21 protein-coding genes are annotated in these 23,201 nt (G+C 46.1%); 10 read left to right on the top strand and 11 right to left on the bottom strand.

All coding sequences use genetic code 11. The features are described from left to right. Nucleotides 1–133 precede the first annotated feature (133 nt). The 5 genes from KDM92_RS14340 to KDM92_RS14320 all read left to right on the top strand — a co-directional run bounded on the left by KDM92_RS14340 (nucleotide 134) and on the right by KDM92_RS14320 (nucleotide 5,244). Nucleotides 134–1,333 (top strand): FAD-dependent monooxygenase, encoded by a 1,200-nt coding sequence (locus KDM92_RS14340; RefSeq protein ID WP_212685138.1) that lies wholly within the window; start codon nucleotides 134–136, stop codon nucleotides 1,331–1,333. 152 nt (nucleotides 1,334–1,485) lie between these two features. Then, nucleotides 1,486–2,235, top strand: coding sequence for a DsbC family protein (locus KDM92_RS14335; RefSeq protein WP_212685137.1), 750 nt, complete (start codon nucleotides 1,486–1,488; stop codon nucleotides 2,233–2,235). A gap of 3 nt (nucleotides 2,236–2,238) precedes the next feature. Then, nucleotides 2,239–2,850 (top strand): nucleotidyltransferase family protein, encoded by a 612-nt coding sequence (locus tag KDM92_RS14330; RefSeq protein ID WP_212685136.1) that lies wholly within the window; start codon nucleotides 2,239–2,241, stop codon nucleotides 2,848–2,850. Nucleotides 2,851–2,953: 103 nt separating this feature from the next. Next, nucleotides 2,954–3,409 (top strand): DUF3429 domain-containing protein, encoded by a 456-nt coding sequence (locus tag KDM92_RS14325; protein WP_212685135.1) that lies wholly within the window; start codon nucleotides 2,954–2,956, stop codon nucleotides 3,407–3,409. 14 nt (nucleotides 3,410–3,423) lie between these two features. Next, nucleotides 3,424–5,244: a M61 family metallopeptidase gene (locus tag KDM92_RS14320; RefSeq protein WP_212685134.1), complete on the top strand. Its 1,821-nt coding sequence runs from the start codon at nucleotides 3,424–3,426 to the stop codon at nucleotides 5,242–5,244. A 163-nt stretch (nucleotides 5,245–5,407) separates the two neighbouring features. Here the strand turns inward: KDM92_RS14320 and KDM92_RS14315 are convergent, their stop codons facing one another. From KDM92_RS14315 to KDM92_RS14305, 3 genes are read right to left on the bottom strand one after another with little or no spacing between them, the layout of a single operon-like run. Further along, complete coding sequence (locus KDM92_RS14315) at nucleotides 5,408–6,562, bottom strand: FAD-dependent monooxygenase (RefSeq protein ID WP_212685133.1); 1,155 nt, start codon at nucleotides 6,560–6,562, stop codon at nucleotides 5,408–5,410. An 11-nt stretch (nucleotides 6,563–6,573) separates the two neighbouring features. Further along, nucleotides 6,574–7,320, bottom strand: a complete 747-nt coding sequence (gene murU / locus KDM92_RS14310) for an N-acetylmuramate alpha-1-phosphate uridylyltransferase MurU (RefSeq protein ID WP_212685132.1) — start codon at nucleotides 7,318–7,320, stop codon at nucleotides 6,574–6,576. Nucleotides 7,321–7,332: 12 nt separating this feature from the next. Beyond that, the gene (locus tag KDM92_RS14305; RefSeq protein WP_212685131.1) at nucleotides 7,333–8,394 is read right to left on the bottom strand and encodes an aminoglycoside phosphotransferase family protein; all 1,062 of its coding nucleotides are present in this window, start codon (nucleotides 8,392–8,394) and stop codon (nucleotides 7,333–7,335) included. 503 nt (nucleotides 8,395–8,897) lie between these two features. On the opposite strand from KDM92_RS14305, the gene KDM92_RS14300 reads away from it, so the two are divergent. From KDM92_RS14300 to pgi, 5 genes are all read left to right on the top strand, one after another. After that, the gene (locus tag KDM92_RS14300; protein ID WP_212685130.1) at nucleotides 8,898–11,135 is read left to right on the top strand and encodes an LPS-assembly protein LptD; all 2,238 of its coding nucleotides are present in this window, start codon (nucleotides 8,898–8,900) and stop codon (nucleotides 11,133–11,135) included. A gap of 107 nt (nucleotides 11,136–11,242) precedes the next feature. Beyond that, nucleotides 11,243–12,673 carry a peptidylprolyl isomerase gene (locus KDM92_RS14295; protein WP_212685129.1) on the top strand — a complete coding sequence of 477 codons (1,431 nt, stop codon included), beginning with the start codon at nucleotides 11,243–11,245 and terminating at the stop codon, nucleotides 12,671–12,673. Nucleotides 12,674–12,692: 19 nt separating this feature from the next. Beyond that, entirely contained in the window at nucleotides 12,693–13,757 is a 1,065-nt protein-coding gene (gene pdxA / locus KDM92_RS14290) for a 4-hydroxythreonine-4-phosphate dehydrogenase PdxA (RefSeq protein ID WP_212685128.1), read from the top strand. A gap of 55 nt (nucleotides 13,758–13,812) precedes the next feature. Further along, the gene (gene rsmA, locus KDM92_RS14285) at nucleotides 13,813–14,592 is read left to right on the top strand and encodes a 16S rRNA (adenine(1518)-N(6)/adenine(1519)-N(6))-dimethyltransferase RsmA (RefSeq protein WP_212685127.1); all 780 of its coding nucleotides are present in this window, start codon (nucleotides 13,813–13,815) and stop codon (nucleotides 14,590–14,592) included. A 70-nt stretch (nucleotides 14,593–14,662) separates the two neighbouring features. Beyond that, a complete protein-coding gene (gene pgi, locus KDM92_RS14280; RefSeq protein ID WP_212685126.1) occupies nucleotides 14,663–16,309 on the top strand; it encodes a glucose-6-phosphate isomerase in 1,647 nt (548 codons plus the stop codon). 103 nt (nucleotides 16,310–16,412) lie between these two features. Here pgi and gloA read toward each other — a convergent pair whose 3' ends face one another. The 8 genes from gloA to glyS form a co-directional block, all read right to left on the bottom strand. Continuing rightward, nucleotides 16,413–16,817 (bottom strand): lactoylglutathione lyase, encoded by a 405-nt coding sequence (gene gloA, locus KDM92_RS14275; protein ID WP_189347167.1) that lies wholly within the window; start codon nucleotides 16,815–16,817, stop codon nucleotides 16,413–16,415. Between the two features lie 78 nt (nucleotides 16,818–16,895). Next, nucleotides 16,896–17,624, bottom strand: coding sequence for a transglutaminase-like domain-containing protein (locus KDM92_RS14270; RefSeq protein WP_212685125.1), 729 nt, complete (start codon nucleotides 17,622–17,624; stop codon nucleotides 16,896–16,898). Nucleotides 17,625–17,705: 81 nt separating this feature from the next. Continuing rightward, nucleotides 17,706–18,494 (bottom strand): AraC family transcriptional regulator, encoded by a 789-nt coding sequence (locus tag KDM92_RS14265; protein WP_212685124.1) that lies wholly within the window; start codon nucleotides 18,492–18,494, stop codon nucleotides 17,706–17,708. 11 nt (nucleotides 18,495–18,505) lie between these two features. Further along, nucleotides 18,506–19,396: a M48 family metallopeptidase gene (locus KDM92_RS14260; RefSeq protein ID WP_212685123.1), complete on the bottom strand. Its 891-nt coding sequence runs from the start codon at nucleotides 19,394–19,396 to the stop codon at nucleotides 18,506–18,508. 130 nt (nucleotides 19,397–19,526) lie between these two features. Next, a complete protein-coding gene (locus KDM92_RS14255) occupies nucleotides 19,527–20,261 on the bottom strand; it encodes a lysophospholipid acyltransferase family protein (protein ID WP_212685122.1) in 735 nt (244 codons plus the stop codon). Nucleotides 20,262–20,296: 35 nt separating this feature from the next. After that, on the bottom strand, nucleotides 20,297–20,860 hold the full coding sequence (gene gmhB / locus KDM92_RS14250; protein ID WP_212685121.1) for a D-glycero-beta-D-manno-heptose 1,7-bisphosphate 7-phosphatase: 564 nt from the start codon (nucleotides 20,858–20,860) through the stop codon (nucleotides 20,297–20,299). A gap of 6 nt (nucleotides 20,861–20,866) precedes the next feature. Beyond that, nucleotides 20,867–21,067, bottom strand: a complete 201-nt coding sequence (locus tag KDM92_RS14245) for a hypothetical protein (RefSeq protein ID WP_212685120.1) — start codon at nucleotides 21,065–21,067, stop codon at nucleotides 20,867–20,869. A gap of 48 nt (nucleotides 21,068–21,115) precedes the next feature. Next, a complete protein-coding gene (glyS, locus tag KDM92_RS14240) occupies nucleotides 21,116–23,200 on the bottom strand; it encodes a glycine--tRNA ligase subunit beta (RefSeq protein ID WP_212685119.1) in 2,085 nt (694 codons plus the stop codon). Nucleotide 23,201 lies beyond the last annotated feature (1 nt).

Genomic DNA, 23,201 nt, shown 5'->3' with positions numbered 1-23,201 from the left:
CGGAAAAAGCAAATAATTTCTGTTTTATCCTTGAAATTTGATTCTTCTCAGATGGGATTGCGGCTGGCGTATGGATTATTTTGGCTCACGTATAATGCGGTTTTGGGTGTCTTCTTGTCCGTAAAGGTGAGGTATGAACCAGCAATTGATTCGTTCGGAAATATGTATCGTTGGTGATGGTGCGGTTGGTAAAGCGGCTGCTTTGGGATTGGCGCAGGCTGGTTTGTCGGTGGTTTTATTGCGTAGCGGCGCGACCAATAAGTTGGTAGAGACGACACCTGATTGGGACGTGCGTGTGTTTGCCTTGAACCATGTGGCACACGATTTATTGGATTCTTTGAAGGTATGGGGTGCGCTTGATGCGTCTCGGTTGGCACCAGTGAGTGCGATGCAAGTGCATGATGCGGCTGAGTCTGGTAGTGGCAAGCTCGACTTTGATGCTTACGGTGCTTATATTAATGAACTGGCATGGATAGTTGAAGATAAAAATCTGAATCAAGCCTTAGATAGCGCCTTACGTTTTGCGCCGAATATTCAATTCGTGGACGGGCGAGCAGAGGCGTTGCATGTTGGCAGTGACTCGGCAAGTATCCGTTTGACCGATGCACGTGTGATTGAATCGCAATTGATTATTGGTGCGGATGGCGCGCAATCTTGGGTTCGTGGGCAAGCTGATATTGGTTTGGATTATCGTTCTTATGGGCAGCAAGGCGTGGTAACAAACTTTGCTTGTGAAAAGCCGCACCACGGTGTCGCGCGTCAATGGTTTGTGGAAGGGCAGGGAATTATTGCTTTACTACCTTTGCCCGGCAAGCAAGTGTCATTGGTGTGGTCGGCTCCTGATTTATTGGCGGCAGACTTAATGCGTGAGCCATTGTCTGCATTGGCGGATCGCTTGGCGGTGTATGCAGCACCAGAGTTGGGTAACTTAACTCCGTTACAACCCGAAGTAGTGAAGGCTTTTCCACTACGTTTGATTCGTCCACATAGCATGGTCGCACAACGTATTGCCTTAATTGGCGATGCGGCGCATGCGGTACATCCTTTAGCTGGACATGGTATGAATCTGGGGTTTGGCGATGTACAAGCACTACTGCGTATTTTGCGTGAACGCGAAGCGCATCGTGATTGTGGTGATGCGCGAATTTTGGCGCGATATCGTCGAGCCCGTCGCGAGGAAGTGGCGCTGATGCAATTCACAACAGATGGTTTGGCACATCTCTTTGGTAGTGAATTTCCTGCCGTTCGTCTGATGCGTAACTTAGGAATGAACTTACTGAATCAATTACCAGTCCTAAAACGAAAACTGATTTCCCATGCGATGGGGAAGTAAAAATAAAGTTGAACGGGGGACGTGCGCCGCTCTAGCTGCGGATTTCGTGTGATCGGCTCAATGCAGCATCGTACTGCAAGGTACAATAAAGCGACGATCAGAATTGAAAACGAGCATGCTATTTTAAGAAAGATATTTTAAGAAAGACCAATATGAAAAAGAAACTAATCAGCTTTGCAGTTGCCGCTATCACGATGGTCGGCAGCAGCGTTTGGGCACAGACGCCGGCGCAAATTGAAGCCAATATTAAGAAGGTGATTTCGTCGAATATCAGTAGTGGTGTCAAAATTGATTCCGTGACCAAGACGCCTTATGGTGGTTTATATGAAGTACGGATGGGAAATGAAATTGTCTACACCGATGACAAAGCAAAATACATTTTTGTTGGTAGCATTATCGACGCTAAAGGGACGACTAATTTCACCAAGCAACGTACCGATGAGTTGAATCGCGTGAATTTTTCTGAGTTACCTCTGGATGCCGCAGTCAAGTATGTGAAAGGTGATGGCAAACGTGTGATTGCGATTTTTGAAGATCCTAATTGCGGCTACTGCAAAAAGTTTAGAAAGACTTTGCAAGGTGTCGACAATATTACGATCTACACTTTTATGTACAATATTTTGTCCGACGATTCTGTAACCAAATCACGCGACATCTGGTGTTCTGCGGATCGTAGTAAAGCTTGGGATGAATGGATGATGAATGGCAAAGTAGCACCGACCGCTGCCGCCAGTTGCAAAACGCCGCATGATCAAGTGCTAGCGCTTGGTAAAAGGTATCGTGTCACTGGCACGCCAACGGTGATTTTTACCGACGGCTCGCGTTTGCCGGGCATGGTTGATGTGAAGGCATTGGAAGAAAAGTTCGCTAGTTTAAAAACGCCTTCGCTCGCGGCGAAATAAACCATGAAGGATCAGCGTTTTCTCTGTTGTGGCATTTTATTATCGGCAGGGCAAGGGAAACGTTTTGATCCAAGCGGAGCGCAGCACAAGTTATTGCAAGTGCTGCCCTCTGGTGTCAATGTTGTGAGTGCGAGTGCGCAGCATTTGCAACAAGCGTTGCCGCAAAGTTGGGCAGTGTTAGCTGATCCAGCTACTTCAAACTTGGCGTCACAAATTCAGGCATCTCTGCATGCCATTAACTTTCCAACCTATATTTGTCATGATGCCGCCTTAGGCATGGCACATTCGCTTCGTACTGGTGTCGAACATCTTCCTGCTGATGCTAATGCCTTTGTAATTGCCTTGGCCGATATGCCATTTGTGGCAATTCAGACCTTGATCGCGATTCGTGATGCACTTGCACTGGGTGCAGATCTAGTGGTGCCAGTTTGTCGTGGGCAGCGCGGTAATCCGGTTGGATTTTCAAGAAAATATCTACCGCATTTGATGAATTTGCGCGGTGATCGTGGTGCTCGCCAATTATTGCAAACTGAGTATGTCACCGAGATCGAGGTTAACGATGTTGGCATTCTGCAAGATATTGATCGCCCAGAAGATTTATCAGTTTATCTTTAGAACTTGTCTTTGGTTCTCTATCATTGATCGCAGTCCGTGCATATTTCGCCTAAAATAGCGCCTTTATTTCAATGATCGCACTGCACGATCCAAATTGCTTGATATGGAAACTCTTGATAAACAGTTCGCTACCCGCCTTGGTTTAGTTGGCCTCGTTCCTTTCGTTTTACTCACTTTGTTATGTTGGATTGTTCATCCTGAATGGATGCAATTCTTCGTCGAAGCCCAGTTAGTTTACGGTATTGCGATTTTGGGATTTTTAGGTGGCTTGCACTGGGGTCTGGCTTTGATCGGTAAAGAGCGTAGTGCGCAAGAAGCCAAGCGTGATTTGCTTTCTGGTGTGTTGCCAGTGATTATCGCTTGGTTTGCATTGTCGCAAATTACGGTGATTGGATTCTTGATTCAGATGGGCGCGTTCATTTATTCCTATCACTACGATAAACGCATGTATCAACGCTTTGCGATGCCTGCTTGGTTTGTGGAGTTGCGATTCCGCTTAACGGCTGTGGTAGTCACAACGCAAGTGTTCACTTTTCTCGCCGCGAATATACGTTTGTAATCAAGGAGCGCAATATGACTAAGCAACAAAGCGCTGTGCATTACAGCATTACCTCGCATGATTTAGCTGCGCATCTATTTCATGTGACGTTAACGATTTCGAATCCTGATCCAAACGGACAAGTGGTGTCACTGCCAGTTTGGATACCAGGTAGTTACATGGTGCGCGAATTCGCACGCAATATTATTCGGATTCAAGCGCACGCCAATGGCAAAAAAATCGCATTGAAAAAATTGAATAAGACTAGTTGGCAAGCTGCGCCTTGCGATGCGAATGCAAGCTTACAGATCAGTTACGAAGTCTATGCGTGGGATTTATCTGTGCGTGCGGCGCATTTGGATCAGTCGCATGGTTTCTTTAATGGCACCAGCGTGTTCATACAAGTGCATGGACAAGAGCAACTGGCGCATGTTGTAGATATTCAAAAACCTGTCGATAGCGCAAGCAAGACTTGGCGTGTCGCGACTTCTTTGCCAGAACTAAAGGCCAAGCGTTATGGCTTTGGAAGCTATATTGCCCGCGATTATGATGACTTAATTGATCATCCAGTTGAAATGGGTGATTTTGCTTTGGTCAGTTTTAAAGCGCATGGGGTGCCACATGATTTCGTCGTGACGGGCAAAGTTCCTAATATCGATTTGGCTCGCATTGCGAAAGACTTGCAGAAAATTTGTGAAACCGAGATCGCTTTCTTCGAGCCGCGAACCAAGCAAGCACCGATGCAGCGGTATGTGTTTATGACGATGGCGGTAGGTGAGGGATATGGTGGCTTGGAGCACCGCGCGTCAACGGCATTGATTTGTAATCGCGCTGATTTGCCGACCAAGAATGATACGAGCTTAAGTGAGGGCTATCGCGGCTTTCTAGCTTTGTGCAGTCACGAGTATTTCCATACCTGGAATGTCAAACGCATCAAACCAGCGGTATTTGCAAAATACGATTTGAGCCAAGAAAATTACACGAGTTTGCTTTGGCTATTTGAAGGTTTCACGAGTTATTACGACGATTTGTTTTTGCGCCGTAGCGGCTTAATTGACGAAGCAACGTATTTAAATTTGATCGCAAAAACCGTCAATACAGTGCAACGTGGTTCTGGACGTAAAAAGCAAAGCGTTGCCGATTCTAGTTTTGATGCGTGGACCAAATATTATCGTCAAGATGAAAACTCACCAAACGCGATTGTAAGTTACTACGCCAAAGGTTCTTTAGTTGCACTAGGTTTGGATTTGACTATACGCCACGAAACTGCTGGCAAGAAATCACTCGATGATGTAATGCGAGCGCTATGGAAAAAATACGGTAAAGATTTCTACGAGAAAGCGCAATCTGGTAAGCAACAAGGATTAGGCGAGACGGAGTTTGAGAGCTTAGTTGAGCAAGCAACTGGAGTGAAGATTCAGCGTTTTATCGATAAATACATCAAAGGTGTTGAGGACGTCCCTTTGGCAAAGTTGTATGCGGATTTTGCGGTCGACGTTATCGAGCAATCTGCGAGCAAGAAAGCCTCTCTGAATGTACGTTTAAGTAAGAGTGGTGCCGATTGTAAGTTGGCGCATGTCTACGAGAATGGTGCCGCACATCGTGCTGGACTCTCTGCTGGTGATGTGTTGGTGGCACTTAATGGCTTGCGTGTTACTGCTGCCGATGCAGGCAATGGTTTAGCCAATTTGCTGGCTGCTTATCGGATTGGTGAGACGGTGCAGATACATGCTTTTAGACGCGATGAGTTGTTGACCGTGGATCTGAAATTGCAAGCCGACGATGCGCCCATGTTGGCGATTAGTTTGGCAAAGAATCAGAAATTGGCCGGTGCTAAAAAACGACCGTCTTTGTAGTTGATGCTGTTCAGCTAAGCTAAAATAAATTTAAAGCATTTCTGTGTCATCCCTGCGTAGGCAGGGATTCAGTGCCTTTAGGCTTTGACGCCACTGGATTCCCGCCTTCGCGGGAATGACGAGTTTCCCTTCATCCAATCGCGGATAAAGGTATTTTTTAAATTCAGCGCCAACCAAACATCATTTGTTCAGCCAGCGTTTTTTTTGCGACAGGCAGCAAATCGACCGCACTTAAACCTAAGCCAAATAAACCCTGCATCAAACTACCATCCGCACTACTCGCAAACATTTTTGCCATGGTATCGGTGAGTTTGATTGTGGTTTGTCGGTCTGCTTTGCGTTGATGTAAAAATGTCTGTAGTGCTTGTGACGAGAAATCACGAGTAAGACACTGCGCTAAACAATGAGCGTCTCGCAATCCTAAGTTGAGGCCTTGTCCCGCCACAGGGTGCAAGGTTTGTGCGGCATTGCCTATGCGTACGCTACGCAGACCGGCTTGGGCTTGGGCGTTAAGACCAAGAGGATACGATACCCGTTTGCTCACCGCAGTAAATTGCCCTAAGCGTTCACCAAAGGCTTGCTGAAGTGCTTGTAAGAACGCGGCATCGTTTAAAGCTAATATGGTGGTCACAGTTTCTGGTCGTATGCACCAGACTAAAGAATAGCCGTCTTCTTGCGGTAACAGTGCAATCGGCCCTTGATCGGTAAAGCGTTCGAAGGCGCGATGCGCAATTGGTCGATCTGCGATGACATGCGCAATCAATGCGGTTTGTTGATAGTCATGATGTTGCTGCCTTTGCTCTTGATCCGCGAAGGTGCCGCCTTCAGCTTGAATCACAAATTCAGCCGTATGCACACTACCATCTTGTAAATGAACACTGGCAAACTGATCACCATCTTCGATGTTGACGACTTGAACCGGGCGATGTGTGGTGATTCCAGCGACAGATAATGCTTGCTCTAAAGGACTGACGATATCGCCATAACGCACCACATAACCAAGCGCTGGTAATTGATAATCGGTTGCCGTCAAAAAACTTCGACCGAAATGACGGCGGCGTGAAACGTGGATTTCCGTAATTGCTGTCGTTCTCTGCGGACGCGCATGTAACTTGCTGAGAAGTTGATCGCTACCATAAGAGAGCGCGATACTGCGTGCATCTTGGTTGGCTTGTTCACTACTCTTCGCATCGAATAAAACGATGTCCGCAGCTGCCATACCTTGTTGATGCAACATTAAAGCTAAGGCTTGACCAACTGGACCAGCGCCACAAATCGCTATTTTGCTGTGTTGGTTGTTATGGCTTGTATTGGACATGCGAATCAAAATTAATGCGGTTTATCTTTTGAAGCAAAGTTAATCGGTGGTGCGTTTAATGCTACTAGTTGCTCAGGCGTGCCGAGGTTATGCCATTCTCCACGATATAGCTCGCCACCGAGTTGACCTTGATCAGCATATTTGCGCAGGATAGGCGCAAGTTTAGCGTGTTCGCCAGCTTGGATGCTAGCAAACATTTCGGGACGATAGACGCCGATATTGCCAAACGTGACGCGCTCTGCACCAGCATTGTCTTCATTGGATAATCCCATCAAACTTAATGAAAAGTCGCCCTTGGGATGGAACGAAGGATTCTTCACCATATACAACCAAGCGACATCGCGCTTATCTAATGGATGCGGATTACCCCACATATCTTCTGCTTCTAAAGTGTTTAAGCATTCTGCAAAGTTAAAGTACGGAATGTAGATGTCACCAGAAACCACGATGAAAGGTTCTTCGCCGTCGGTGAGTAAGGGCAAGGCTTTGGCGATGCCACCAGCAGTTTCTAATGCAGTTTCTTCCGCCGAGTAAGAAATAGTCGCGCCAAATTTGCTGCCATCACCAATCGCATCAACGATCATTTGTCCTAAATGCGCGTGATTGATGACGATCTCAGTGATCCCAGCTTTTACTAAGTTCAAAATATGCCAGACGATCAGCGGACGACCGCGTACTTTTAATAGTGGTTTCGGACAAGTATCTGTTAGTGGACGCATGCGTTCGCCACGGCCAGCGGCAAGGATCATTGCTTTCATGCTGCGATCCTCTTAAAAAGTGTAGCCAAATTGCGGTGCGGTTTCTTCTAACACGTCCAATAAACGCAATAGCGGAATCAATTCTTTGTAGCGATGAGAAGTTTTACGCACGTAATCCATCACGGTTGGCATGTCGTCGAGATAATGTTGTTTGCCATCGCGATGGGCGAGGCGGGCGAAGATGCCGAGAATTTTTAAATGACGCTGCAAGCCCATGAATTCAAAATCACGATAGAAGGTATCGATATCAGGAGCGACTGGCAAGCCCGCTTTTTTGGCTTTTTCCCAGTAGCGAATTGCCCAATCCAAGACCATTTCCTCATCCCATTGCACATAAGCGTCGCGCAATAATGACACCAAATCATAAGTCAGTGGACCGTACAAAGCACCTTGAAAATCCAAGATGCCGGGATTGCCTTTGCCCATCAACATCAGGTTGCGCGAGTGGTAATCGCGATGCACAAAGACCTGTGGCTGCGCCATAATATTCGCGAGCAGAGCATCGAATACTTTATGCAAACTTGCATTTTGTTCGTCTGTGAGTGTGATGCCTAAGTGTTTGTTGATATACCACTCAGGGAAAATCATCAATTCGCGCTTGAGAAATTCTCTATCGTATTCGGGCAACACATCTGGCTGACTTTGGGTTTGCAATAAAATCAGAGAATCGATCGCGTCCATGTACAGTTTATGCGCCGTATCGCTATTGAGCACATGCGAGTACATAGTTGTACCCAGATCAGTGAGTAGCAAAAAGCCTTGCTCGGTATCTTGCGCCAACACTTCTGGCACTGTTAAGTTGATCTGTTTAAACAATTGCGCGATTTGGATGAAAGGTTTGACATCCTCTTGCGGTTGCGGTGCGTCCATAACGATGAAGCTATACTTGGTGCCTTCGGCTTCGCCATCGATACGGAAATAACGGCGGAAGCTGGCATCCTCGGACGCAGGTCGGATACTGCTTAAATCTAATTTTGGATTTGTTAATTTGCTTAGCCAAAGATGTAAATCTTGCAGACGTTGTGCGTCTTGCGCGGATTGACTGGCTGAAGAATTAGGCGAAATAGCGGACATGATTGGCTCGTGTAACAAAAGTAATCGTTAAGAATGGCGTTTGCCGTGGTAATTAATTAAATAGAATTTTAAGATAAATTATTTGACTCAGTTATTTGGATCAATGTCGCGAAACGAGCATTCCGCAAAAGACGGACTTGGTTTCAACTGCTTAGATATCAAATGAGATTCCAAATAAGATCCAAATAACACCCAAATAAGGCCTAAATAAGACCCCCAAATAATGTAACTCTATGCAGGGAAGCAATTTAGCCTAGCGTTTGCGCCTATAATAGAGCGCTTTTATTGGCTTAGGATTTTGCAATCAATTTTCTTGCATTTTTCTTCGTATGCTATTGCTTGCATCAGCACATCAACATGTCTGTCATTTTACGTAAGCAATGTGTGAAGCAATCCTTAGCGCTAGAGAAACATTTAACTTAATGTCATTCAATAATTATTCCATGTCTCGGAAAAATCATTCTACAAAAGCGTTATTATCGCATCCATCGCAATCCACAGCTATGTTTCCTGCAAGCCCAGCATTTGCGAAGACAGTTATCGCAGTTTGCTTGTTGTCTGCATTTTCTTCAGCTCAGGCACAAGAAGCTGCGTCACAGCAAGTTGCAAGTGACAAGACCGTAGACAAATTGGCGTTAAAAGTAGAGCCGAAGCTCGAGTTAAAAAAATCATCTTCTCAGCCAATCAACACAACCGTCATTAAGGCGGAGCATGTCAGTGGTCAACCAGATCGCGTGATTCATTTGGATCATCAAGTTGAAGTCACACGCGGCAACTTAAATTTCAGTGCCGATAAAGCGACATACCTGCAAGTTGAAGACCAATTAGATGCAACAGGTAAGGTCAAATTGCAGCGCAATGGTGACTGTTACAGCGGCGATTTGATGCGCTTCATATTAGAAACTGGTGCTGGTTATGTGCAAAATCCTAGCTATTTTTTCGCGAAGAATAATGGACAAGGGCGCGCTGATAAAATTGAATTTGAGAGTGAAGAAAAGGCCAAAATCACCAATGGTACTTACAGCACGTGCGAAGGTTTAGATCCCGATTGGTACTTGCGAGCAGATACCATGAGCTTGGATACCGGATTGGATACCGGTATCGCGGGTAAATCTGTCCTGTATTTTAAAGGTGTCCCAATTATGGGCACACCATCTTGGTTGAATTTTAGTTTCCCACTGTCTGGCGCACGTCATTCGGGCCTATTACCGCCAACCATTGGGCATTCAAATAAAGGTGGCGTCGAATTTGGTATGCCTTACTACTTCAATATCGCACCGAATAGGGATTTCACTTTACATCCTAAATTGATCGCTCGACGTGGTTTGCAGTTAGGCATGGAAGGACGTTACCTCGGTGAAACCTATGCAGGCGAAACCGCGGTTGAAGTGGTACGCGACAAATTAACCGAGACCACACGTTATGCGGGCGCTTCTGTACATAAACAGAATTTGACGCCGGCTTTGGTCTTTTCTTGGAATATGAATAAGGCATCGGATAATGATTATCCAGCCGATTTTTCTAACTCCACGACTAAGACTGCCCAGCGTTTATTGGTGCGCGATATCGGATTAGATTACTACGGCTCCATTTGGAATGCGTCGTTGCGTTCTACTAGCTATCAAGTGTTACAAGACGTGACGGCACCGATTACCTTGCCTTATGAACGTTTGCCGCAATTGAGTTTCCGCGCTGGGCAGAGTGATGTGCTTGGATTGGATTGGTCAGTGGATGCATCGATGACGCGCTTCTGGCATCCAACATTGACGCGTGGTCAGCGCGCAGTGATCAATCCACAACTGTCTTTGCCATTTATTCAGCCGGCGTATTTTGTAGTGCCGAAAGTGTCGTTCCATGCCACTAGCTACCAGATTGATAATCCTATGGCGGGGCAGCCGGACCGATTACAGAGAACCGTGCCGAGTTTTTCGGTGGACAGTGGCTTGATCTTTGAGCGAAGTGCCAAGTTGCTGGGGAATAAAATGACGCAAACGCTAGAACCGCGTTTGTTTTATGTAAACACCCCGTTCCGCGACCAAAAAAATTATCCTCTCTTTGATACTGCCTTAGCAGATTTTAATTTCGCACAGATTTTTAGTGAAAATCGCTTTACAGGACACGACCGTATTGGCGATTCGAATCAAGTGACGGCGGCGGTGGTTTCTCGTTTTATTGAAGACAATGGGGTCGAACGGTTTAAATTTGCGCTTGGTCAGCGTTTTTATTTCAATACGCAAAAAGTTAGTTTGGATGGTATTTCAAGCCCTAGCCGCTCGGACTTGCTATTAGCTGGAACTGGGCAAGTTTCTGATACTTTAAACGTTGAAGCTGCTTTGCAAGTGAGTCAAAGTGATCGACAATCCGTTCGATCGAATTATGCAGTGCGTTGGCAGCCTGCACCGAAGAAAATATTGAACTTGCAATACCAATTCCAGCGCGAAGTGTTGAAACAGTTAGAGTTATCAGGACAATGGCCAGTCGCACAGCGCTGGTATGTCGTCGGTAAGAGTAACTATTCTTTGCAAAATAGTAAAATGGTGGAAGGTTTAGCAGGATTTGAGTATCGCGCAGATTGCTGGGCTTTACGCTTTGTGGCGCATCGTTTTGCGACCACCAATTTATCGAACAACTCGGGTTTTTCGATTCAGCTAGAGTTAAATGGCCTAGCCCGCATAGGATTTGGCTCGAATCCAGTCGAAACTTTGAAAAAGAATATTTCCGGTTATCAGGCTACGAATTAGCGTGTATATTGCAGCTTTCGCCAGAAAATGGCGATAAAAGTCGAGGTAGATTAGCTAGCACCTCATTTTTATTATGAATTTGGATCACTATGCGACACAATTTGCACATGAATCAATTGAAACGCCCTGCAGCAATCTGTTTATCCGTATGCCTGACCGCTTTATTTGGACTCTCTATTTCCGCGAATGCGTGGTCGCAAGCCGCACCAGCAAGTAAAGCACAATCGGCTTCACCAGTCGCACCAATTGAAGACCCGTTAGCTAGTGCGACTAAAGCGCCAGTCAAAAAGGTTTCTAAGGCGCAAATTATTAACGGTATCGCCGTGGTGGTAAATGATGAAGTGATTACCAACATGGAAGTACAAGAGCGTATCAATTCCATCGAGCGTAGTTTGAAAGCACAGGGAACGCCATTGCCAGCGCGTGCTGATCTCGAAAAACAAATTTTGGAACGCATGATCATTGATCGTTTGCAAGTTCAATTGGCCAAAGAACAAGGTATGCGTGTTGATGACATTATGCTCGACCGTGCCTTGCAAAGAATGGCAGAGCAAAATAAAACGACTTTGCAAGAACTGCGCAATCAAATTGAACGTGACGGTACTTCTTTCTCTGCGTTCCGTGAAGAGATTCGTGACGACATCATGATGCAGCGTGTACGTGAACGTGAAGTCGAAAGCAAATTGCAAGTGTCTGAATTAGAAGTTGATAACTTTATCGCTGCACAAGAAGCGGCGCCAAGTAAAAATCAAGAAATCAATCTAGGTCACATCATGGTGCGTATTCCAGAGAATGCAACACCAGAAGTGATCGCTCAACGTAATGCACGTGCGCAAGAAGCGTACAAAAAATTGCGTATCGGTGATGATTTTGCGAAATTGGCGGCAACTTACTCTGATTCTAGTGAAGCACTCAAAGGTGGCGAAGTCGGTTGGCGTGATCAAGATAAAATCCCAACGATCTTTGTCGAAGCGGTCAATAAAATTAGTTTTGTCGGTGGTTTTTCTGAAATCGTGCGTAGTCCAAATGGCTTCCACATTTTCAAGTTGTTAGGCAAACGTGATGCAGCGCCGGTGGCGGCTAGCAATACCGTGCAAGAAACAAACGTGCGCCATATTTTGATGCGTCCTACGCAGTTATTAACTGCGGCGCAAGTGAAGAGCACTTTGGCAGAACTCAAACAAAAAATCGTCAATAAAACAGCAACATTTGAAGAATTAGCTAAAGCAAATTCGGTTGATACTTCAGCTTCTAAAGGTGGCGATCTGGGCTGGGTCAATCCTGGCGATACTTTCCCTGAGTTTGAAGCTGCCATGAATAAATTGGCGATCAATGAAGTCAGTGATCCTATCGAAACGCAAATGGGCTTCCACATTTTGCAAGTGGTAGAACGTAAAGTTAGTGATGACTCTAAAGAGCGTAAGCGTGTCGCTGCGCGCCAATCTGTGCGCGCGCGCAAATCTGAAGAAGCCTTGCAAGACTGGCTGCGCCAATTGCGCGACCGGGCTTATGTTGAATTCCGTAACGAACAGAAATAATCACTAAGCACCACACATAATGGGATCGTCTTTACCTGTCATTGCAATTACTGTTGGTGAGCCAGCCGGCATTGGTCCAGAGATTTCTTTGCTGGCGGCTTGGGAATTGCGAACACAAGTGCGTCCTGTACTGCTTGGCGACGCCGCTTATTTAGCCATGCTCGCCCATGATTTGGATAGAAACATTCGACTCATGGGAATCTCGCAACAAGCGCTAAGAAATAATGGCTTGCCTGGTTGTGGTAAAGATCAAATCACCGTGATCGACTGTCCGCTTGCTGCGCATGTGGTGGCAGGGCAACTCGATCCACGTAATGGCCGCGCGGTATTAGCTACCCTAGATTTAGCGATTGAGTGCATACAACAAGGCTGGTGTGATGCGATGGTCACCGCCCCGCTGCAAAAAAGTACGATCAACGATGCAGGTGTCGCCTTTACCGGACATACCGAATATTTAGCGCAACAAACGAAGACACCACAAGTGGTGATGATGCTAGCATGTGAAGCTTCGGCGCATTTACCGCAAGCATTGCGGGTCGCCTTAGCAACGACACATTTGCCATTACGAGCAGTTCCAGACGCAATTCAATTTGATCATTTGCTGACTAGCTTGCAGATTATCCATAATGATTTGCAAGTCAAATTTGGTATCGCCAAACCAAAGATTTATGTGGCGGGTTTAAATCCGCATGCAGGGGAAAATGGCTACCTTGGGCAGGAAGAAATTGATGTCATTAATCCTGTAATTTTGCATGCGCGTGGCTTGGGTATGGATGTGCATGGTGCTTTTCCAGCAGACACTTTATTCCAACAAAAATATTTGAAAGACGCTGATTGTGTGTTGGCGATGTATCACGATCAAGGTTTGTCGGTATTAAAGCATGCGAGTTTTGGTTTGGGCGTGAACATCACTCTAGGCTTGCCATTGATACGAACTTCAGTCGATCACGGTACTGCTTTGGATTTGGCAAAATTAGGTACAGGCTTAGCAGATGCGGGAAGTATGAAAGTGGCGATTCGGATTGCCGCAGAAATGGTGGCACGCCAACATGCTGCCACAAACTCGGCAACTCGCCATCATTAAGTTATCACCGCGTGCGAAATGATTCGCTACGCCATAACGCAAAAATACAAATAATATGAAACACATAGCGCGAAAACGGTTTGGTCAAAATTTCCTCACAGACCAGCAAGTCTTGAGTGACATCATTCAGGTGATTAATCCTAAACCGGGCGAGAGCATGGTTGAAATCGGACCTGGATTAGCAGCAATGACACGTTTGCTGCTAGAAGGCTTGGATCAATTACATGTGGTTGAGCTTGATCGTGATTTGGTCGCGCGTTTGAAGAAAAGTTTTGATCAAAGTAAGTTGATTATCCACGAAGGTGATGCGCTGCAATTTGATTTCGCAACGATCCCAGTGAATCAAGGTAAGAAACTGCGCATCGTTGGCAATCTGCCTTACAATATTTCTAGTCCCTTATTATTTCATCTTGCCGAATACGCAGAGCAAGTAGAAGACCAACATTTCATGCTGCAAAAAGAAGTGGTTGAGCGCATGGTGGCTGAGCCTGGCGGCAAAGAATATGGGCGTTTGTCAGTGATGCTGCAATGGCGTTATCACATGGAATTGCTATTTATTGTTCCGCCTACTGCGTTCGATCCGCCACCGCGCGTCGATTCGGCGATTGTGCGCATGATTCCGAAAAAAGAAAAATTGCCATGCAAATTGCCGCTATTGGAACAAGTGGTCACTAAAGCGTTTTCACAACGTCGTAAAACTATCCGTAATTGTGTAGCGGGATTGTTCACCGAGCAGCAATTAATGGATGTTGGCATTGATCCCCAATTACGTGCCGAAACAATTCCCCTAGAACACTATGTGGCGTTGGCGAATTTGTTAGACCTGAATCCATAGCATTGAAATTGATCTGAAGTTGATCAGAAGTTGATCCTTAAGTCCATTAATACAAATACGAACTAAAGCTATGAATCTCATCAACACTCCAGAATGGCAAGCTTTGTTGGGACATAAAGCGCGTTTGCAGACTCAGCATTTACGCGATTTGTTTGCGGATGATCCGCAGCGGTTTCAACATTTTTCTTTGGAGTTAGATGGCTTATTGGTCGATTATTCGAAACAAAGAATTGACGCAGCAGCACTCAATGATTTGATTCAATTAGCGCGGCATTCTGAAGTTGAAAGCTGGCGTGATCGCATGTTCGCTGGTGAAAAAATCAATTTCAGCGAAAATCGCGCCGTCCTGCATACCGCTTTACGTCATACCGACTTTACGCCTTTCCCCAGTGCAGAACATGACGTAATGCCGGAAGTTCACGCGGTGCGCAAACAAATGCGCGATATTGTCGAGCGTGTGCGCAGTGGTCTATGGCGCGGATTTAAAGGTGGTGCAATCCAGAATGTTGTCAACATCGGGATTGGTGGTTCGGATCTTGGCCCTAAGCTCGCCACGCGCGCTTTGTCTGCCTTACAGCATCCTGGATTGAACTTCTATTACGTATCTAATTTAGATAGCGCGCATTTGGCACCACTTTTAGAAAAGCTCGATCCACACACAACCTTGTTCATCGTCGCATCCAAAACTTTTACGACGCAAGAAACCAGCATTAATGCGCACACCGCACGTACATGGTTGATGGCTGCGGCGATGGAAGAATGGGCGATTGCCAAGCACTTTATTGCGGTCACTTCGAACCCAAGCAAGGCGCAAGAATTTGGCATTCCCGAGGCGAATATTTTGCAGATTTGGGATTGGGTCGGCGGGCGCTATTCCTTGTGGTCGGCGGTAGGGTTGTCGGTAGCTTTGGCGATTGGTATGCGTGGATTTGAGCGTTTGCTCGAAGGCGCCGAAGCCATGGATAGCCATTTTCGTAGCGCGCCATTAGATAAAAATCTGCCGGTGCTGTTGGCCTTGATGTCGATTTGGAACACCAACTTCTTAGGGGCAGAGACCACGGCTGTTTTGCCTTATAACGAATCGATGCGTCACTTGCCTGGTTTCTTGCAGCAGTTGGAAATGGAGTCCAATGGTAAAACAGTAGGGCGAGATGGCGAGCCCTTAAATTGTCGTGCTAACCCTATCGTGTGGGGTGAGATTGGCGTCAATGGTCAACACGCTTTCTTCCAATTATTGCATCAAGGCGGTTGGTTGATCCCTTGCGATTTTGTAGTAGCAGCGAGTAGCGACTATCCTTTGCCCGGTCATCAAGCACCTTTGTTGGCGAATTGTTTGGCACAAAGTTCGGCATTGGCATTTGGTAAAACCGAACAACAAGCGCGCATAGAGTTAGCCGCAGCTGGCTTGCAAGAAGCCGAGATCGCCAAATTATTGCCGCATAAAGTGTTCGCTGGGAATCAACCATCCACCACGATATTGATGACGAGTTTAGATCCATTCCAACTCGGTATGTTACTTGCGCTGTATGAACACAAAGTGTTTGTACAAGGCGTAGTGTGGGGCTTGAATTCCTTCGATCAATGGGGTGTGGAATTGGGTAAGCAATTAGCGAATAGTTTATTGCCAGCTTTAAATGGTGACCAAGCTTACGATGCGCAGCTAGATGATTCTACGCGCGGTTTGATTTCTTATTTCCGCCGCTATGGGAATAATTGAAGCGTGACTGGCAGTATTCTTTAATTTTGGTATTTGTAGGACGGGTGCAACCCGCCCTGTCCACAAGTCACTTAAGAATTACGTGGCGCGGGCTGCACTGATATTACAAGGTCACTGGCGTATCAAATTCACGTTCTATCAATTCTACTTTATAGCCATCAGGGTCTTGTACAAATGCGATCACGGTTTTACCACCTTTGACGGGTCCTGCCTCACGCGTTACGTTACCACCTCGCGCTTTGACAGCGGCACAAGCAGCTGCCGCATCAGGAACAGAGATAGCGATATGGCCATAGGCTGTTCCCATTTCATAAGACTCAACGCCATAGTTGTAGGTCAGTTCTAATTCGGCGTGGTCAGGATTGCTGCCAAAACCTAAGAAGGCGAGTGTGTATTGATATTCAGGATTGTCGGAAGTACGGAGTAATTTCATTCCCAATACTTCGGTGTAGAAATCAATCGAGCGCTGCAAATTGCCAACGCGCAGCATAGTGTGAAGTAATCGCATAATCAGTTTGTCGTTTTATTGAAAACGATATTGTAGCGCTGAGTTTGGCAATGCGCTTTTGTGCGCTCATTTGTAGGTTCACTTGTGCGGTAATTTGATTGAAGACCAATTTCCTTGACGAATATTTTGAACGCGATGATTCAAAGTTTTCCTGATCCAGTGTAAGAACAGGAAACGTTTGATACCGGATAAATTGCTTCCATGTTTCAGATAGAAATCGTCCGGCGCATCGAAAACGCCATAGTCATGATTGATCCCCTCTTTCTGTATGTAGGTATCGGTACCGAGCCATTCGATATTAGGTTGCACTAGTGATTTAGTCGCGATGCCAAAACCACAAAAAGCACCTTTAATTTCCATGAACTGTTTCTGCACACTGCTTAAATAGGGTTTATCTAAAATAAAACCTTCTAGATTGATCCAGCGATTTTGATACCAGACTTCAACCCAGCTATGAATGATGCTACGTGGTGCAAGTGCATAAGCAAGCCCGCTGATCACGCCTTTTTGTAATGCTTTGTCGATAGTGAATCCATGAAAGCGACATGGAATTTCACAACTGCGTAGGAGTGCCATCAGTAAAGTTGTTTTGGTATTGCATTGCCCAATACCGTCAGCCAGGACCCGCGATGCGGGTAAGTCATCTGCTTCGTTGTAGCCAAATATGATTTGGTTTTGAACGAAATCGTAAATGCTTGCGATACGTTCAGTGTGCGGCAAACTTGGCCAAGCCTTGCTGGAAATCAGTTGTTTGATCTTGTCGTGATTGAAATCTAGCAAATTTGTTGAACGTAGAAATTGTTCCATTTAGTTTCACCTCATGTTTGAATGATCGATGCCTTAGTATGGCGATCTCAAAGCGTGGTGTCTTGAACGAAACTGCTGAGTTTAAGTTCGACGCTGTAGACGTGGCAATAAACTTTGGGGCGAGACACCAAACATCGCTAGAAAGCTGCGAGAAAAATGTGCCTGATCAGAAAAACCTGCTGCATGCGCCGCATCAATTGCGCTACTACCATCTAATATCATTTCAAGTGCGACGATAAGGCGTAACCACTTACGATAACTTCGTAAGGGCATATCTGTTTGTTCTCTAAACCAGTGCGAGAAGCGCGAATCTGACAACGCTATTTGCTGTGCAAATGTCTTACGTTTGCTATAGCTTGTGCCTACCTCTTGTCGAATCGTTTGCAAAATAAGTGGAAGTCGTGGATCGCGTTTCTTGATCACGCGATGATACTTAAAAAATTCTAAGCAATCTTGATACAAGTTTTGCTTGGAACTTTCTGAGTGAAGCAGCGTTTGAAAAAAGTCGGCAATTCTTGGTGGTAGGGCTTGTATGGATCGTGCATCTTGTAGATGCTCGCATAAAGCATTGGCCAGCGTGCTGGTAGGATCAAAAAATAGAGAGAGATGACGAGTTGCGATCAAACGATGTTCGACGCCAGCGGGTACAAAGATTGCATTTGCTTGGAACTGTGTTTCACCGCTGATAATCGTAAAAGGCTGATCTAGTCGCACGATGCATTGATGTGCCCAATGTGCGTGTGATCGATTCTCTCCAGATTGCCCAATAAAAAACGCGAAGCCTATCTCAATACCTACTTCTCCCGCCCAAATTTGTGAGTTCAAACCTTGTGAGCTCAAATTAGAAATGGAACGAGTCTGTTTGCGCATGCAAGTGATATTTAAAAAGTGGGCAATTCAGCACTAGCATGTTGACGCAGTTTGCGTTTTGCGTGTTCATATTCGGGGTAGATTGATTCCACAGTCGCCCAAAATTTTGTGCTGTGATTCATTTCACGCAAATGCGAAAGTTCATGCGCGATCACGTAATCAATAATATCGATTGAAAAGTGTATAAGTCGCCAGTTCAGCCGAATTTTTCCTTGAGATGTACAAGAGCCCCACCGAGTCCCCGCTGATGACAAGCTCATGGAGTGATAACTTACACCCAGTCGTTGTGCAAACAAAGGCATGCGTTGATTGAATAAGTGTTTTGCTTCTTGTTGCAACCAAGCTTTGACACGATCTTTTATTTGTTGTTCGTGACTATCGGGCGGAATGGAAATAGTTAGAATGTCTTGCTCAGCTTCGTGGTGAATTGATGCTCGGCTTTGAAAGCGAATACGCAGCGTCAGATGTTTGCCAAGATAGGGTAAACGTGCACCATCTTCCCAACGCATTGTGGCTTCTTTACGCCTGTGATTCTGTTCTCGTTTTTCACTGAGCTTGGCAATGATCCATTGCTGCTTTTCGCGTATCGCTTGTTCGATGTCGGCAACAGTTACCCAACGAGGTGCAGTGATACGTAGGCCTTCATCGCCAATCAAAAAGCCGATGCTGCGGCGCTTTGATCGACGCAATTCATAGTCGAGAATTTGATCTTGAATCAGAATTTGGCGTTTACGCACGCCATTGGCGGGGTCGATTGTGTTTGGTGGACGGCGAGGTGTTATTGCTTGCTCATTTCCGCCAAATAAATCGTTGAAAAAATCTAATTGCAATGCACGTTGCAATCCTTGGATCAAGCTTGCTTGTGCTGAACCTGCAGTATTTTTAGAATTCCCAGCGGACATGACTTCTCTCAATCTAATCTGTAGCGCAGCGCTTGCTTGGATAAACTTTATAAAATCAAGCGAGCAGCTGACGCTAACGAGTTTAGCACGGCTTTGATTGAGCGGCTTATTTGTGGGCTAACTTGTAGGCTTACTTGTAGGCTTGCGGAGAGATGACGCGCATTTCCGCTTCTATCCATTCTTCGACTTTGGCCATTAGTTCGGACGCATTCATATCGCCTGGTGCGATCGGTTTTCCTACTGAGACGGTGATCAAGCCAGGACGTTTGATGAAAGAGTTCTTAGGCCAGCATTCGCCAGAATTTAAAGCAATCGGAATCACAGGTGTATTGGTTTCAATCGCAAGTCGCGTGCCGCCACCTTTGTAGTTACCTTTTTGTCCAACCGGGATACGAGTACCTTCTGGGAACATGATGACCCATTGGCCGTCGGTCAAACGTTTGCGTCCTATCGTTACAACTTGTGCGAAGGCATCTTTACCTTTGCTACGATCAATCGGGATCATTTTTAGAAGGGCGATCCCCCAACCAAAAAAGGGGATGTAGAGTATCGATTTTTTAAATACGAATACCAAGGGGCGCGGGGTAGACATCAGTAAGAAAATGGTTTCCCAGGCAGATTGATGTTTAGATAAAACAATCACGGGGCCGTCTGGAAAATTCTCATATCCGCGCGTTTGATAACGAATCCCACAAATTACTTTTGCTGCCCAGATGATGAAAACATTCCAGCGTGCAGTTGCCCAGTAGCGTTGATTGTAAGGAAGCGGCGCGAACAAAAAACAAATAGGTGCCCAAATCACGGTGGCGATGACCATCACAATCGTGAAAAGCAAAGAGCGGATAAAACACAATGCTGAATACATGAATAATCCTGAAGCGAAAGAAATAAGATTAAAAATTAGTCGGCTGCTGCTTCTGCATGTAGCAGTGCTTCTACCATCGCCGCGAGGTCGGAATGGATTTGTGTTCCTGGTGGTAAACCACCTTTGTTCATCGTTCCTTGACCTTTGCCGGTCAGAACTAAATTCGGAATGCAGCCCATCACAAAACCAGATTGCAAATCACGTAAAGAATCGCCGACACAATGCACACCTTTGAGTGAGACATTGTAGCGGCTTGCGATCTCTTGCAGCATGCCAGGCTTGGGTTTGCGGCAGTCACAATTATCATCCGCGCTGTGCGGGCAAAAAAACACTGCATCGATTAAGCCACCTACTTGCTCGACAGTCGCATGCATTTTTTGATGAATCGCATTCAGCGTGGTCATCGGAAATAGCTTACGTGCTACACCCGATTGGTTGGTCGCTACCACCACGGTATAGCCAGCTTGATTCAAACGCGCAATCGCTTGCGCTGAGCCAGGAATAACTCGCCATTCATCTGGTGACTTAATGAACGCGTCGGAATCATGATTGATGACGCCATCGCGGTCGAGGATGATGAGTTTGGTGGTAGGTGTCATTATTTCTTAATCCGACAATGTATCGATAAAATCTTGAAGTTGCTGTGGAGTTGTTACGGCGAGTAGAAGGGCCAGCAGACTAAATGCAGTCAAAAGAAGACTGATTATGCTAAAACCTTCAATGGTTAAACTGACCGCTGCCGAGATCGTGAGTACGACAAAAATCGTTCTCATCATCACTTTAGCTTTGTGATCAGTATTTGCCATGATTTACCTTCAATCAGTTGTAGGGCGGGTGCAACCCGCGCCGTCTACTTACGCCGCCAACTTAGAAATATCCGCGACTTGGTTCAACATGCCATGCAAAGAAGCCAATAAAGCCAAACGGTTATTACGCAATGCCAAATCTTCCGCATTGACCATCACATCATTAAAGAATGCATCGACACCTTCACGCAATGCCGCCAAAGTTTTCAGAGCACTTGTGAAGTCGCCTGCAGCATACGCGGCATCAACGCTAGGTTTGACATCGACCATCGCTTTGTACAATGCTTGTTCCGCAGCTTCTTGCAAGAGGCTGGCGTTAATCTCGCCTGGCGTACCGTCGGCTTTTTTCAAGATGTTGGTGATACGTTTGTTCGCTGCCGCTAATGAAGCAGATTCTGGCAATGCCGCGAAGCTTTGTACGGCTTGCAAGCGTTCCACAATGTTGGCTAAGCTATCTGGGTTTTGCGCAACCACAGCTTCGACTTCACTTTGTGAGAAGCCACGTTCACGTAATTGACCACGCAAGCGGTCATATAAGAACGTCAGTACATCAGCGCTTGGGTCTTTGAAGTTCGCATTGCCAGCAAATAATGTGGCGGCAGCAGCGATCAAGGATTGCAGAGAAATCGCCAAACGTTTTTCAACCAACATACGCAAGATGCCGAGTGCGTGTCGACGCAAGGCGAATGGATCTTTGTCGCCCGTTGGTTGCAAACCGATGCCCCAAATACCGACTAAAGTTTCAAGCTTGTCGGCAAGTGCGACTGCGGTACCCGTGGGCGTTGCAGGCAAAGCGTCACCTGCGAAACGGGGTTGATAATGTTCGGAAGCGGCCGCGGCGACTTCATCGTGTTCGCCATCATGCTTGGCATAGTAAGTGCCCATAATGCCTTGCAACTCAGGGAATTCACCGACCATGTCGGTCAACAAATCAGCCTTTGCCAATAAGGCACCGCGTTCTGCGAGGGCAACATCGGCACCGATTAATTTCGCAATCGTGCCAGCCAGAGACTGAACCCGTTGCGTACGTTCTGCTTGGCTACCGAGTTTATTGTGATATACGACATTGGCTAATTGCGGCAAACGGTCGGCTAAAGATTTTTTCTTATCTTGTTCGAAGAAGAATTTCGCATCAGATAAGCGTGGACGTACAACACGTTCATTACCTTGAATGATGTGTTCTGGTGTGTCGGTCGCTAAGTTAGAAACGATCAAGAAACGTGAACGCAATTTGCCAGCAGCATCCGTCACTGCGAAATATTTCTGGTTGGTTTGCATGGTCAAAATCAAGCATTCTTGCGGCACGGCCAAGAACTCTTCTTCGAAATGGCATTCATACACGACAGGCCATTCAACTAAAGCTGCAACTTCGTCGAGCAAGGATTCTGGCATCAAGACCTGATCGCCATTGGCTTTAGCCAGCAAAGCTTGGCGAATTTGTTCTTTGCGTTCAGTGACGTTGGCAGTCACTTTACCTTCTTCTTTCAAGGCACGGTTGTAGTCTTCCGCATCAGCGATATTCACTTGGCCGGCGGACAAGAAACGGTGACCTTGGGTGACACGTCCAGCCGTTAAACCAAGCGCGCTGAGTGGGACGATGTCTTTGCCATGCAAGGCGATAATGCTATGCACTGGGCGCACGAAATGCACGGTCGCGCCATCAGGACGTTGATAGCTCATGACTTTAGGAATCGGCAACTTGCTGATGGATTCCTCGAGTGCCAATTGCAAGCTGCCTGCCAATGCGCTACCAGGTGCGGTGTAACTGTAGAAGAAGCTTTCTGCTTTACCGTCGACGGCGCGTTCTAAGTCGGATACTTGCAAATTCGAGAAACCCAAGGCGGCGAGTTTTTTTGTTAAGGGTGCTGTGGCATTGCCATTCGCATCGATTGCCACGGACACAGGCAATACTTTTTCACGCATTTGTTTATCTGGAGAAGTGTCGCGTACTTTGCTGATACTTACAGCCAAACGGCGAGGTGAAGCAAAGCTAGTAACGATAGAGTCCGTTTCTAAGAAATCACGCGATTTCAAACCATTGACGATGCCTGCAGCAAATGCTTCGCCTAATTTGGCAAGGGCTTTTGGTGGCAATTCTTCGGTAAACAATTCAACTAAAAGTGTTTGGTTCATG

The sequence above is a fragment of the Affinundibacterium baiyunense genome, assembly GCF_018139645.1.
Classification (GTDB): Bacteria; Pseudomonadota; Gammaproteobacteria; order Burkholderiales; family Burkholderiaceae_D; genus Undibacterium; species Undibacterium baiyunense.
This window is presented reverse-complemented; position numbering and strand designations above follow the sequence as displayed.

What these genes read in the sequence shown, in the direction of transcription:
- gmhB (WP_212685121.1), bottom strand. Translation starts at nt 20,860, where the DNA reads ATGACACCTACCACCAAACTCATCATCCTCGACCGCGATGGCGTCATC.
- KDM92_RS14245 (WP_212685120.1), bottom strand. Translation starts at nt 21,067, where the DNA reads ATGGCAAATACTGATCACAAAGCTAAAGTGATGATGAGAACGATTTTT.
- KDM92_RS14340 (WP_212685138.1), top strand. Translation starts at nt 134, where the DNA reads ATGAACCAGCAATTGATTCGTTCGGAAATATGTATCGTTGGTGATGGT.
- KDM92_RS14330 (WP_212685136.1), top strand. Translation starts at nt 2,239, where the DNA reads ATGAAGGATCAGCGTTTTCTCTGTTGTGGCATTTTATTATCGGCAGGG.
- pdxA (WP_212685128.1), top strand. Translation starts at nt 12,693, where the DNA reads ATGGGATCGTCTTTACCTGTCATTGCAATTACTGTTGGTGAGCCAGCC.
- KDM92_RS14335 (WP_212685137.1), top strand. Translation starts at nt 1,486, where the DNA reads ATGAAAAAGAAACTAATCAGCTTTGCAGTTGCCGCTATCACGATGGTC.
- KDM92_RS14295 (WP_212685129.1), top strand. Translation starts at nt 11,243, where the DNA reads ATGAATCAATTGAAACGCCCTGCAGCAATCTGTTTATCCGTATGCCTG.
- KDM92_RS14265 (WP_212685124.1), bottom strand. Translation starts at nt 18,494, where the DNA reads ATGCGCAAACAGACTCGTTCCATTTCTAATTTGAGCTCACAAGGTTTG.
- KDM92_RS14270 (WP_212685125.1), bottom strand. Translation starts at nt 17,624, where the DNA reads ATGGAACAATTTCTACGTTCAACAAATTTGCTAGATTTCAATCACGAC.
- murU (WP_212685132.1), bottom strand. Translation starts at nt 7,320, where the DNA reads ATGAAAGCAATGATCCTTGCCGCTGGCCGTGGCGAACGCATGCGTCCA.
- KDM92_RS14255 (WP_212685122.1), bottom strand. Translation starts at nt 20,261, where the DNA reads ATGTATTCAGCATTGTGTTTTATCCGCTCTTTGCTTTTCACGATTGTG.
- rsmA (WP_212685127.1), top strand. Translation starts at nt 13,813, where the DNA reads ATGAAACACATAGCGCGAAAACGGTTTGGTCAAAATTTCCTCACAGAC.
- pgi (WP_212685126.1), top strand. Translation starts at nt 14,663, where the DNA reads ATGAATCTCATCAACACTCCAGAATGGCAAGCTTTGTTGGGACATAAA.
- KDM92_RS14325 (WP_212685135.1), top strand. Translation starts at nt 2,954, where the DNA reads ATGGAAACTCTTGATAAACAGTTCGCTACCCGCCTTGGTTTAGTTGGC.
- KDM92_RS14320 (WP_212685134.1), top strand. Translation starts at nt 3,424, where the DNA reads ATGACTAAGCAACAAAGCGCTGTGCATTACAGCATTACCTCGCATGAT.
- KDM92_RS14305 (WP_212685131.1), bottom strand. Translation starts at nt 8,394, where the DNA reads ATGTCCGCTATTTCGCCTAATTCTTCAGCCAGTCAATCCGCGCAAGAC.
- KDM92_RS14260 (WP_212685123.1), bottom strand. Translation starts at nt 19,396, where the DNA reads ATGTCCGCTGGGAATTCTAAAAATACTGCAGGTTCAGCACAAGCAAGC.
- glyS (WP_212685119.1), bottom strand. Translation starts at nt 23,200, where the DNA reads ATGAACCAAACACTTTTAGTTGAATTGTTTACCGAAGAATTGCCACCA.
- KDM92_RS14315 (WP_212685133.1), bottom strand. Translation starts at nt 6,562, where the DNA reads ATGTCCAATACAAGCCATAACAACCAACACAGCAAAATAGCGATTTGT.
- gloA (WP_189347167.1), bottom strand. Translation starts at nt 16,817, where the DNA reads ATGCGATTACTTCACACTATGCTGCGCGTTGGCAATTTGCAGCGCTCG.
- KDM92_RS14300 (WP_212685130.1), top strand. Translation starts at nt 8,898, where the DNA reads ATGTTTCCTGCAAGCCCAGCATTTGCGAAGACAGTTATCGCAGTTTGC.